The 11,539-nt window shown below is 26.1% G+C and carries 14 protein-coding genes; 7 read left to right on the forward strand and 7 right to left on the reverse strand.

Going from position 1 to position 11,539, the window contains the following annotated elements:
• Positions 1–168 precede the first annotated feature (168 nt).
• From KGF42_RS17475 to KGF42_RS17485, 3 genes are read left to right on the forward strand one after another with little or no spacing between them, the layout of a single operon-like run.
• A complete protein-coding gene (locus KGF42_RS17475; RefSeq protein ID WP_227826782.1) occupies positions 169–537 on the forward strand; it encodes a GntR family transcriptional regulator in 369 nt (122 codons plus the stop codon).
• Between the two features lie 3 nt (positions 538–540).
• Positions 541–1,416: an ATP-binding cassette domain-containing protein gene (locus KGF42_RS17480; protein ID WP_054273478.1), complete on the forward strand. Its 876-nt coding sequence runs from the start codon at positions 541–543 to the stop codon at positions 1,414–1,416.
• Positions 1,417–2,211, forward strand: a complete 795-nt coding sequence (locus KGF42_RS17485; RefSeq protein ID WP_227823342.1) for an ABC transporter permease — start codon at positions 1,417–1,419, stop codon at positions 2,209–2,211.
• Positions 2,212–2,364: 153 nt separating this feature from the next.
• Here KGF42_RS17485 and cdeA read toward each other — a convergent pair whose 3' ends face one another.
• On the reverse strand, positions 2,365–3,690 hold the full coding sequence (cdeA, locus tag KGF42_RS17490; RefSeq protein ID WP_227823341.1) for a multidrug efflux MATE transporter CdeA: 1,326 nt from the start codon (positions 3,688–3,690) through the stop codon (positions 2,365–2,367).
• A gap of 399 nt (positions 3,691–4,089) precedes the next feature.
• Between cdeA and KGF42_RS17495 the strand changes: the two genes are divergently transcribed.
• Genes KGF42_RS17495 through KGF42_RS17510 form a run of 4 tightly spaced genes read left to right on the forward strand, consistent with a single transcriptional unit; the run spans position 4,090 to position 6,301 of the window.
• Positions 4,090–4,674, forward strand: a complete 585-nt coding sequence (locus KGF42_RS17495; RefSeq protein ID WP_227826783.1) for a TlpA disulfide reductase family protein — start codon at positions 4,090–4,092, stop codon at positions 4,672–4,674.
• Positions 4,667–4,816 carry a CD1871A family CXXC motif-containing protein gene (locus KGF42_RS17500; RefSeq protein ID WP_227823339.1) on the forward strand — a complete coding sequence of 50 codons (150 nt, stop codon included), beginning with the start codon at positions 4,667–4,669 and terminating at the stop codon, positions 4,814–4,816. The genes KGF42_RS17495 and KGF42_RS17500 overlap by 8 nt, the downstream gene beginning before the upstream one ends.
• A 10-nt stretch (positions 4,817–4,826) precedes the next feature.
• The gene (locus KGF42_RS17505) at positions 4,827–5,717 is read left to right on the forward strand and encodes a 4Fe-4S binding protein (RefSeq protein WP_227823338.1); all 891 of its coding nucleotides are present in this window, start codon (positions 4,827–4,829) and stop codon (positions 5,715–5,717) included.
• 14 nt (positions 5,718–5,731) lie between these two features.
• Positions 5,732–6,301 (forward strand): hypothetical protein, encoded by a 570-nt coding sequence (locus KGF42_RS17510; RefSeq protein ID WP_227823337.1) that lies wholly within the window; start codon positions 5,732–5,734, stop codon positions 6,299–6,301.
• A gap of 494 nt (positions 6,302–6,795) precedes the next feature.
• Here KGF42_RS17510 and KGF42_RS17515 read toward each other — a convergent pair whose 3' ends face one another.
• From KGF42_RS17515 to KGF42_RS17540, 6 genes are all read right to left on the reverse strand, one after another.
• A complete protein-coding gene (locus KGF42_RS17515) occupies positions 6,796–7,443 on the reverse strand; it encodes a lactate utilization protein (RefSeq protein ID WP_227826784.1) in 648 nt (215 codons plus the stop codon).
• 396 nt (positions 7,444–7,839) lie between these two features.
• The gene (locus KGF42_RS17520) at positions 7,840–8,754 is read right to left on the reverse strand and encodes a DUF2935 domain-containing protein (RefSeq protein WP_227823335.1); all 915 of its coding nucleotides are present in this window, start codon (positions 8,752–8,754) and stop codon (positions 7,840–7,842) included.
• Positions 8,755–8,930: 176 nt separating this feature from the next.
• The gene (locus KGF42_RS17525) at positions 8,931–9,530 is read right to left on the reverse strand and encodes a YdcF family protein (protein WP_227823334.1); all 600 of its coding nucleotides are present in this window, start codon (positions 9,528–9,530) and stop codon (positions 8,931–8,933) included.
• A gap of 159 nt (positions 9,531–9,689) precedes the next feature.
• Positions 9,690–9,872: a hypothetical protein gene (locus tag KGF42_RS17530; RefSeq protein WP_054273487.1), complete on the reverse strand. Its 183-nt coding sequence runs from the start codon at positions 9,870–9,872 to the stop codon at positions 9,690–9,692.
• A 356-nt stretch (positions 9,873–10,228) separates the two neighbouring features.
• Positions 10,229–11,077, reverse strand: a complete 849-nt coding sequence (gene panC / locus KGF42_RS17535; RefSeq protein WP_227826785.1) for a pantoate--beta-alanine ligase — start codon at positions 11,075–11,077, stop codon at positions 10,229–10,231.
• 18 nt (positions 11,078–11,095) lie between these two features.
• The gene (locus KGF42_RS17540; RefSeq protein WP_413927042.1) at positions 11,096–11,374 is read right to left on the reverse strand and encodes a 3-methyl-2-oxobutanoate hydroxymethyltransferase; all 279 of its coding nucleotides are present in this window, start codon (positions 11,372–11,374) and stop codon (positions 11,096–11,098) included.
• Positions 11,375–11,539 lie beyond the last annotated feature (165 nt).

The raw sequence follows: 11,539 nt of genomic DNA on the forward strand, positions 1-11,539 counted from the left end.
CATATATAGTATGTTAAATATAATATTTTTTAATATCTATCAAAGCTTATTCTTGATAAAAATTTTCGTATATTTTTTTATTTAATATTGACAGATGTGATACGTTAATATAAGATAGTACTATAGTTAGTTAGTTGAGTAATTAACCAACTTGGAAAGGAGGAACTTATGAGATTAGTATTAAACAATGAAGAACCTATATTTATTCAAGTAGCACGAGCAATTGAAGATGAGATACTGTCAAATGGAATAAAAGAAGAAGAACAGGTTCCATCAACAACAGAGCTTTCAAAGCTTTATAAAATTAATCCAGCTACAGTATTAAAAGGTATAAATATATTGGTTGATAAGAATATTTTATACAAAAAGAGGGGGATAGGGATGTTTGTATCAGAGGGTGCAAAAACTATTATAAAAGAAGCTAGAAAAGAAAATTTTAAACATAATTTCATAAAAAATCTACTTCAAGAAGCTGAAAAATTAGAAATAAATAGAGAAGAATTAGTTGATATTATAATTAATTTCAAGGAGGATTAACATATGAGTAGTTCTATTAAGATAGAAAATTTATCTCACAGTTTTAAAAAACAAAATGTCTTTAATAATATGTCTTTAAACTTTGAAAAAAATAAGATATATGGTTTATTAGGTAAGAATGGAGCTGGAAAAACCACATTATTAAATATAATGGTAAATCAGTTAATTCAAAATGAAGGTGAGATAGAAATATTAGGAAAGAACCTAAAGGAAGATGTAAAAGTCTTGGAAGAAGTTTGCATTGTGAGGGAAAAAGAATTTTATAGCCCAGATTTTAAAGTAGGTCAGGTATTTGAATTTTCTTCTAGTTTCTATAAAAACTACGATAAGGGGTTAGAAGCAGAATTATGTAAATATTTTGATTTAAATACTAAAAAAAAGTATAAACAATTGTCAAGAGGGATGAAAACCATACTTTCAAATATAATAGGTATTTGTTCTAATTCAGCTATTACTATATTTGATGAGCCAACAATTGGTTTAGATGCAGTAAATAGACAAGAGTTTTATAACATAATTTTAGATAATTATATAAAAAATCCAAGGACAATAATAATATCAACTCATTTGATTGATGAAATAGATGATTTATTGGAACATGTAATAATATTAAATGAGGGAAAAATTATTATAGATGAAGAAATTGATGTTATAAAACAAAAAGCTCATTATATTACTGGAAATAAAGAAGAGTTAGAAAAATTAGAATGTATAAAAAATATAAAGCCTAAAAAGGCATTTGGAAATACAATTGCTTATTTTTACTATGGTGACTTTAGTGAAAATGATGAAAAAGTACTTAAAAATTCAAATATTGATGTAGGATACATGGGACTACAAGATATGTTTGTCAACATGACTAAGAAGGAGGGATTGTAATTGAATGAATTAAAGCCATATATAAAATTTTTTAATAAAAATACTAAGTTATATATAATTATGTTTGTAATTATGGGAATTCTTATGAACATTTTGCCAGTATTTATCCTCAAAATTTTTGGTGAATTATCTAAAAATAACTTATCTACAATTGTGAATCCTATTTTTACCTATATAGATATATTGATATTTGTGTATGGAGTAAATATAGCAAATAAAGATTTTTCAGGAGCTTTAAGTATAAGAGCAGATAGAAAAAGTTGTATAAAAGCTATTGTGATGGATTTAATTATTTTAAGCTTTGTAATTTCTATTATAGGTATAATTTTGATTTTTTTATCAAAGTTATTTATAGAAATTATGACAGGTTACAGTATAGACTTATCAGTTTTACTAAATAGAGATATAATTTGGACGTCTATATCTGCACTAATAGAGCCTTCAACATCAAGTATACCTCTAACTTATTTAAATTATTTTGCACAAATATGTATAAATGAAATATGTATAGGTCTTATAGGAGCATTATTGGGTGCTTTTACATATAGGGTTAGAAAGGCTACTAGTGTTACTATATTGATAGGATTACCTATACTAATTATAATTTATATAGTTAATTTTGCAACTAAAAATATGCATAAGATACTGATGTTTTTAGAAAAAATTATTTATTCATTTCAGAATCCTTTTATTTTATTCGGAACAAAAGTAGGAATTATAGTTATTTGTATAATATTTATAATTTTACTACTTAGAAAGGCACCAATTAAAGATTATGCAAATGACTTATTATAAGTAAAATAAAGAGACTGTCTCAAAATAGAGATAAGTCTTTTTTTATTGTTGAAATGATTAAAATATATTTTATTTCATACAAAAAAGAGTGTCTCATGAACTAAAAAGTTCACCTTGAGACACCCCTTCATTAGTTTTAATAAATATTGATTTTTAATAATTGTATCTACTTTTATATTTTTTAATAAATAGAATAGATATAAATATAGTTAGAATTTCAGCAAATGGAACAGTAAGCCATAATCCAGTTAGGTTCAACATAGGTGGAAGAATTATGATTCCTATGATTATAAAAACAAAGGCACGACTAAAAGATATAATAGCTGAAATTTTTCCATTGTGAAATGCTGTAAAAAATCCTGATGCAAATATATTTATACCAACAAATAAAAAAGCAAAGGCAAATATTTTTAATCCTTGTAAGGCTAACTCAAATACTGTGTTGTCTGGATTTACAAAAATACTAACAATAAATGGTGCAAAAACTAAAGCAATAATAAATACTAAAATAGAAGAAACAAATATGAATTTTAGAGAATATTTAAATGTTTCTCTTAACTTATCATTGTTTTCAGCACCAAAATTATAACTTATTAATGGAGATACTCCAGCAGCAAATCCTAAATAAACTGATGTCATTAGAAAATGAGCATACAATACTATTGTAAGAGCAGCAAGTCCATTTTCTCCTGCTAATTTTAAAGCCACTATATTAAATAAGAATGTTGTAATTCCTGTAGACAATTCTGTAACCATTTCAGAAGAACCATTTATCATAGTATCTCTTATAAGCCTAAAATCAGTTTTTGGTTTTCTTAGTTTTAATGTAGATTTACTTGATAAAAAGTAGATAATACCTAAAATACAAGTTAAAATAATACCTATAGCAGTTGCAACTGCAGCGCCTAAAAGACCCATTTCAAAATATTTAATAAATACATAATCTAATATTATATTTGTAACACCACCAATGACTGATAGAAATAAACTAAACTTAGAATTTCCATCAGTTCTTGCAAAGTATTCAAATATAAATTTTAAAATATAAAATGGTGTACATAAAATTATAACTTTACCATAAGTTATACAATATGGTAGTAACTTATCTGTCGCTCCAAGCAAAATAGATATTTCTTTGATGAAAAAGTATGAGATTATTGTGAATAGAGTTCCAACAATCAATGAAAACAAAACTATAAAAGAAAATGTATAGTTGGCTTCATCTTGTCTATTTTCACCCATACGTATAGAAACTATAGCTCCTCCACCAGTTGCCATCATTATTCCAAATCCACAAACAAGGTTGATTATAGGTAGTACAATATTTATACTAGCAAGAGCATTTGAACCAACTAATGTTGATACAAAGATACCATCTATTATTGTGTATAAAGATATAAATATCATGGATATAATTGCAGGAGAAACAAATTTTAGAAATTCAAAAGTAGTGAATTTTCTTGTAAATAAATTTTCCATAAATTTTACCTCCTTTTATTATTCTCTATATATAATAAGCTATATAGTAACTATATAGTCAAGAAAAATTTTATTTATACGATAAACAGCTTAAAATCAACAAAAAATCATATTGAAATGAGTTAGTATAATGATAATTAATAAGCTTATATTAGTAAAATTTAACTGTTTCTTAAGAGAATCTTTAGAAATATATGTATATAATCTTAAGATTTACAATCTATTATATAGATATAAGATTTTGTCTGAAAAGAAATATATTTTAACTGTATATCTTTTATACAACTTATTTTAAATTAGCTATTATTTATTAAATATAATGACTTTAATATAGAAGATAAGTTATTTTTATTTCAAGCAACGATTTTATATACTATATAGATTCTAGGAGTGTGAGATATGAAAAGGTTTTTTATAATGGTTTTAGGATGTATCTTTATTTTAGGTATGATTTCTGGTTGTAGCAAAAAAGAATCTAAGCCAGTAGAAACAAATAAGAATAATAGTGAATGGTTTAATAATTTAGAGACGGAGGATGTTGATGGAAATAAGGTAACAAAAGAGATATTTTCAGATAAAGAGCTTACTCTTATTAATGTCTGGACTACTTGGTGTGGACCATGTGTAGGTGAAATGCCAGAACTTGAAGCATTATCAAAAGAATATGAGAGTAATAATTCAAATGTAGCTGTAAAGGGATTAGTTGTAGAAGTCGACGAAACTGATGTGAGAATTGGTCTTTCAAATGAAGAGAAAAATTTAGTTAAAGACATTATGAAAAAATCAGGTGCAACTTATCAACAATTGACTGTCCCTGAAGGACTTAAAAAAACTGATTTTAAGAGAATTATAGAGTTTCCAACTACCTATTTTGTAGACAAGAAAGGAAACTTTGTGGGTGAAAAGGTCACAGGTGCAAATAGTAAGGAAGAGTGGAAAAAAATTATAGATGAAAGACTAAAAATGGTAAAAGCCAATGGTTAACTTTATTAAAGATAATAAAAAAGGCATTTCTATTATTGCAATTAGTATTATATTTATTGTATTAGGTACATATCGTGGAGAAGCAAATACAGTATTAACTAAAGCAATTATGATTTGTCTTGAGTGTATCGGGATTGGTTAGGAGAAGAGGTATGAAATTATTATCTAAAATAACTAATAATATAAGACTTATTACTCAAGTTGCATTTACAGCATTAACAAATGGATATATAAATGGATTTTTAGAAGGGACTATATATGGAGGAGAAAGTAAAAAATTGTGTGTACCTGGATTGAATTGTTATTCATGTCCAGGTGCACTTGGTGCATGTCCGATAGGTTCGCTACAAGCAGTTTTATCAAGCCGAGAGTATAAATTCTCATTTTATGTTGTTGGTTTTTTAATGGCATTTGGTGCCTTTTTTGGCAGATTTGTTTGTGGATGGCTTTGCCCTTTTGGACTTGTTCAAGATTTGTTATATAAAATACTATTTCCAGTAAAAATAAAAAAAGTTTATGGTGATAAATATCTAAAATATTTAAAGTACATGGTATTAATAATATTTGTAATTATTTTACCAGTTGCTGTTGTAAATGTAGCAGGAGGAGGAAACCCTTGGTTTTGTAAGTGGATTTGTCCTTCAGGCACACTTTTGGGAGGAATACCACTCATTTTAGAAAATGAGAGTTTAAAAGAATCAATCGGATTCTTATTTAGCTGGAAGTTGAGTATTTTGGTATTGATATTGCTGATATCAATAATGATTTATAGACCATTTTGTAGATATGTATGCCCTTTGGGAGCAATTTATAGCTTTTTTAATCCTATTTCAATATATAGATTTAAAATTGATAAAGATAAATGTACTAATTGCACAGCATGTCAATCAAAATGTAAGCTTGATATACCAGTATATAAAGATATAAATAGTCTAGATTGTATCAGATGTGGTGAGTGTATAAAAGTTTGTCCACATAATGCAATTACTACAACTTTTTCAAAAAATATAAAAGAGAAAAATATTTCTACAAAAAAAGTATAGGGAGAGATAATTTAATGAAGAAATTTACTATATATATTATAATGTTTGTAATATCAACATTAGTATTAGTTGGATGTACCAATAACAATAAGATAAAAAGTGAAGTAGATAATATGTTCAATGCAATAAAAACACAAGATTCAGATACTGTAGATAAGTATTTCCCAAAGTCAGGGTTAGGTAATTTTATATATGAAGATAAAGAAGGATTTAAAATGTATTCTAAAAATATGACTTGGGAGATTTTAGATATAAAGAAGAATAAGGATAAAGTGATTGTAGATTTGAAAGTTAACAATACTGATATGATTTCTATCCTAAAAAAGAATCCTCCTAAACTAGGAGAGATGATGCCAAATCCAACTATGAAAGATATTGATTCCGCAAATAAAAAAGAATTTAATATTAAATTAGAGCTTGTTAAATCTGGCGACAATTATGTTTGTAAAGTTACCCAAAAATTTGCAATGAAATTGTTAAATATAATTACTGGAGGTGGTACAGACTATTTGGCTGATTACAATAAAGATTACTATAAACAACTTGATAAAGAACAAAAAAATTATGAAAATCAAAGTAGTTAATCATAAAGATATAAACGAAATATAAGATAGGTTTATAATTGATTATAAGTGCTATTTTATATTTTTTAGAAAATTTTATTTGTAATTTTGTCTATGATATAATACCATTTTCAATAGTAGTGTTTTTTATTAGGATATTAGAAAAAGAGAAAAGTATCATCTTACTAGAGAAGGGGAGAGCTTGACTTAAAAAATATCAAGATAGAATTAATAAACAGATTGAATATATGAAAGAAGAAGGTGTTAATGATATTTTGTAGGAACACAATTCAAAGTTTGCATATTATTGAGGTTCAAATAAGGGGTGTAGACATTTTAATTCCTAAAATTAAGAAAATGTAAATAAGTTAGAATCAAAAATGTAAGAGTAAATTTAAAACAATATAAATGTGGTAGAATGAAATTCTTATAGAAGAATTTATTCTACCACTCTTAGGAATAAGTTATTTCATCTTATTTTATTATCTATAGAGTTATTTACATATATGTATATTTTACAGACCAAGATTTTCTCCTACTAATATTACTTTTATTTTTTTTGCTGGACGGCTAATTCTTGTAGTGACCATATATGCACAAATGCTTTCAGGACTTGTACAATCTATACAACTTCCAGTAATATAACAAGGAGTATTGACATCTTTAAAACGCTGTACAACTGCTGGCGATGCAATTGTTCTAGTTCTTTGTATTGCGTCATCAATGTTTTTTACGATTTTATTCATACCAGCTACAACTATAACATTTTTTGGACCAAATATCATTGCAGCTACACGATTACCATTTCCATCAATATTGAAGAGTTGTCCATCTTCACTAATTGCATTACTACTCATTAAAAAAGTATCACATAGAAGTGCTTGACGCATAATTTCAGTTCTTTCTTCTGGAGTTTTTGCTAAATCTCTATCAATAACTTTAAACCCTTTCTCTCTGATAGCAGTTTGTACGCCCATCTCTTTAAGAGTTTCAGAGCCTCCCCATGATACTACATGATTTTGAGGAATTAAATCTAAAATTTGTTGCAAAGCCTCATTTCTAGTTTTACAGTAATAAGCATCAAAATAACGTTTTTTGAGTGCTGTAACAATATGAGGAGCTAGTTTGTCATATCGTTTTTCTAATGGTGTTTGTCTTATCATAATAAAATCACTCCTTTATTTAAATTTTAATGTTGTAACTATTATGTTAACTAAACTTATACAATGTATTATTGTATAAAACCAACTTTATCATTACTATATTCCTAAGATTATGAAAATAGTTACAATATAGTTATAACATAAATATGTACTTAGTATAAGATTTACTATTAGTTTTTGACAAATAACTGGATATAGATATACTTATAAAAATATAGTTACTGATACTTTTTATTTTATATTTATGTAAAATAAAATTGTGAATTATAAGTAATTATAATTTTGTTTTATAAATAAAGGATTTAAATTTTATAGATTATAAAAAATAAAGGTACAATTTAGATGTACCTTTATTTTCCTTAAACATGTAAAGAATATTTTAGAAGTATTTTTTAATTACATATTTTTATAACCTTCCAATATCCTAATATAATGATTGGCCTCTCTTAAAACATGGTCTGCTAAAAGTGGTAATATTATAGATTTTATCTTACATTGCTCTATCCCTGATGTTCCTGCTTCTTTAAAATCTTTAAATTCAACAGTTTCATTTAGAGTTTCTTCTGTAATACTTTCAATATTAGAATCAATCATCTCATTTGCTTTTTCAATTAATTCATTGAATTTCATAGCAAAATCATTTGAAGTATTTATTAGCTCACCTTCAGACGGGTCTAGTAATCCTCTCATGAATAGGGCATGTTCCATCATAATATGGTTCCAGAATAATTCGATTTCTTTAGCATCTTTTGAGTCAATGTCTATTTTATTTTCAAGGTCAATTACATAAGAACGGTATAAGTTTGCTTCATGTATTAGATGTTCAAGAAGTAGAGGATAGTTTGAGGTAAATAGAGTACATGATAGTACTCCATCTAGGACTCTTTCTTTTAAATTAATAAGCCCATCAAGCAATCTTATTGCATCAGAGTTAAGTTGAGCTACATAATTTACTAAGTCTTGACCAACTTGTGGATCTACACCACTTTGTAGATTTAATTCTCTTGTAGTTATGTTTTGATTTATTTCTATTCCTGTAAACTCTTGTGTTTTTTGCTCTGCACCTAATGTGAGAGTAGTTACAATTTCTTCTGAATATAATATATCAGGTCTAATTATACCATTACTAGCACTAACAGTATATGATAATAAATCTTCAAATTGTTTCTTATAATGGTCAGCTTCCATAACAAGATTATAATCTTTATTTGTAAATCCTGCTTCTAAAAAAAGAGCATGCTCTTTCATAATTCTTGAAAAAAATAAATGTAATTCCAGTGATAAAATAACATATTTTTGATTATCTATCATAATTTCCTCCCTTTAGAAAGTATCTTATTTATAATACTTTATTCGTAATATTTAAATTTATGTATATTATAAATAAATTAACTGAATTCAGTTACTACTAATATCAATGGTTCCTATTGAATTATGGGTGAAAAAATTATCTTACCACTATTTTTATTGGATATATGAATAATAATTTACTGAAAAATTCTATATATTTTATACCCTATATAAAAAAATTCTTCTCTTGCTAAAAATGGTAGTTTGCTCTTTAAACCTATATATTTTGTTGTAGGTGTTGGAGAACTGTAAGATTCTATTCCATAGTCCTTTGCCATTAACATTGCCCTTTTCATGTGCATTGGGTCACTTACAATGATTGCTGTATGATATGAATTTTTATCCATTATCAATTTTGCATTTTCTATATTTTTCTGTGTTATATTCGATTCTTCTTCAAGTAATATTACTTCTTCTGATATTCCTTGATTTGTTGCATATTGTTTTGCAGCATAAGCGTCTGATTCTTCATTTCCATCTCCAATGCCTCCTGTAAAGATTAATTTGTCTGTATAGCCATTTTTATAAAGCCATATTCCATGATTTATGCGTTCTTGGAAAACAGGTGACACCTTTCCATTTGTAGTTCCAGCTCCAAGTATAATTACAACATCTGTTGCTTTTTTCTCATCAACAAAGCTATAATTCCATATGATGATTGTTGTTACTATAATATATACAATTATTATGATTCCAATGGCTATCAATAGCCATTTTATTAAATTCTTTTTCTTCATATCTATTCTGCCTTATTAAAAAAATTTTGTTGCATTGACATGATAATTATAGCATGATTTTGTAATCTAGTCATTTACATTAAACTAAGCATGCATATTAAAGTGGGTAAGAAGAATTTTACATAAGATTCTTCTTACCCAACTTTAATATATTTAATTTTATGCTAAGCCGCATTCACATAGTAGAATCATTATTCTATGGAGACATAACTCTACAATATCTTCTCCATATTTTTTTATAAAATCACCAATTTGAGTTTCTATGAATGAATAGTATTCTTTTAAACTAGCAATATATGCAGTCATTATATGAACACATTCATCAATCTTATCTTTAAACACAACAAATCCCCCTAAAAACGAAAAATAAAAATATTCAGTAAATAGCAGATATTATTTCATACATAAATCTATATAGTATGATATATTGCTTAGATATATTTTACAAGAGGATATGTAAAACTGGTTATCATAATTGTAAAACTGGATAAGTTTTTATTTAAAAAGAGAAATACTCCATTTTCAAATCTGATTATAGATAGTTAAGTTGGCAGATATTTAATAAGTTAAATTATATAAGTGTACTAGTAGTACACTTATATAATCACAATTAATCATATTCTCAAAAAACTTTAATTTTAAAATTTTCACTATTATAAAACATCATTTTATAGAGAATATATTGTATAAAATTACAGTTATATGTTTAATTTAAATGTAAAGTTATCAATTAATCTAGTTTTTCCTATAAACACAGCAATTGCTATGAGTATAGAACTTTCTATTTGTTCAACAGGTTGTAATATTTCACTATTTACGATTTCAATATAATCTATTTTTGCTAAATGCTCAGATTTTATTTTAGATGTTATTAATTCTTTTATATTTTTTAAATTTAGATTGCCTTTTGCTAGTTCTTCTTTTGCCAAATTTAGGCTCTTATTTAGGATTAGAGCAGATTTTCTCTCTTCATTTGAGAGATATATATTTCTTGAACTTTTTGCTAACCCATAATTTTCACGAACTATAGGACAGCCTATTATCTCTGTGTCTATGTTCAAATCTTTGACCATTCTTTTAATTACTACCAATTGTTGAGCATCTTTTTCTCCAAAATAAGCTTTATCAGGAGTTACTATATTTAGAAATTTTGAAACAACTAGGCAAATTACTCCAAAATGAACAGGTCTTTTAGATCCACAAAGAAAATCTGTAAGTCCAGACACATTTATAGTAGTACAATTGCCTTTTAAATACATTTCTTCTGATGATGGGTTAAAGACTACTGATGCACCACTATCCATACAGTATTTAAAATCCTTTTCTATATCTCTTGGATAGCTATTAAAATCTTCATTTGGTCCAAATTGAGTTGGATTTACAAAAACACTTACTACTACTTTATCATTTTCTTTTACAGCTTTTTTAATAAGAGTTTGGTGTCCTTCATGTAAAAATCCCATTGTAGTAACAAGCTCTATAGAATAACCTTCTTTTTTCCAGTCTTTAATTATATTTCTTAGTGATTTTATTTCTTTTATAAGCATTTTGTACCATCTTTAATCTTAATATAGTTTTTTTAATTCAGATTCATTTATTGAAAAGCTATGTTTTTCTTGTGGAAATACACCTGTATTAACTTCTAGTATGTAATTTTCAATTGAATCTTTCATTATATCTCCTATATTTGCATATTGCTTTACAAATTTAGGGACGAAATCTCCAAACATTCTCAACATATCTTGATAAACTAAAATTTGTTCATCATAATTAATTCCTGCTCCTATACCTATTGTAGGAATTGAAATAGAATTAGTTATCATTTTTAATATATTATATTTCAAACATAATTTTTTGTTAGTTAAAAAAATTATAGTGTATATATTAACAATAAAAAAAGACCCTAAAAAGAGTCTTTCCCGAAAAATCTATATATTATAATATAGTTATATTTTCTGCTTGAGGACCTCTAGCACCTTTAACTATATCAAAGCTTACTTCTTGACCTT

Source organism: Clostridioides sp. ZZV15-6383 (genome assembly GCF_020657735.1).
GTDB classification, from domain to species: domain Bacteria; phylum Bacillota; class Clostridia; order Peptostreptococcales; family Peptostreptococcaceae; genus Clostridioides; species Clostridioides difficile_D.

What these genes read in the sequence shown, in the direction of transcription:
- panC (WP_227826785.1), bottom strand. Translation starts at nt 11,077, where the DNA reads ATGCTTATAAAAGAAATAAAATCACTAAGAAATATAATTAAAGACTGG.
- KGF42_RS17525 (WP_227823334.1), bottom strand. Translation starts at nt 9,530, where the DNA reads ATGAAGAAAAAGAATTTAATAAAATGGCTATTGATAGCCATTGGAATC.
- KGF42_RS17495 (WP_227826783.1), top strand. Translation starts at nt 4,090, where the DNA reads ATGAAAAGGTTTTTTATAATGGTTTTAGGATGTATCTTTATTTTAGGT.
- KGF42_RS17520 (WP_227823335.1), bottom strand. Translation starts at nt 8,754, where the DNA reads ATGATAGATAATCAAAAATATGTTATTTTATCACTGGAATTACATTTA.
- cdeA (WP_227823341.1), bottom strand. Translation starts at nt 3,690, where the DNA reads ATGGAAAATTTATTTACAAGAAAATTCACTACTTTTGAATTTCTAAAA.
- KGF42_RS17500 (WP_227823339.1), top strand. Translation starts at nt 4,667, where the DNA reads ATGGTTAACTTTATTAAAGATAATAAAAAAGGCATTTCTATTATTGCA.
- KGF42_RS17515 (WP_227826784.1), bottom strand. Translation starts at nt 7,443, where the DNA reads ATGATAAGACAAACACCATTAGAAAAACGATATGACAAACTAGCTCCT.
- KGF42_RS17475 (WP_227826782.1), top strand. Translation starts at nt 169, where the DNA reads ATGAGATTAGTATTAAACAATGAAGAACCTATATTTATTCAAGTAGCA.
- KGF42_RS17480 (WP_054273478.1), top strand. Translation starts at nt 541, where the DNA reads ATGAGTAGTTCTATTAAGATAGAAAATTTATCTCACAGTTTTAAAAAA.
- KGF42_RS17505 (WP_227823338.1), top strand. Translation starts at nt 4,827, where the DNA reads ATGAAATTATTATCTAAAATAACTAATAATATAAGACTTATTACTCAA.
- KGF42_RS17510 (WP_227823337.1), top strand. Translation starts at nt 5,732, where the DNA reads ATGAAGAAATTTACTATATATATTATAATGTTTGTAATATCAACATTA.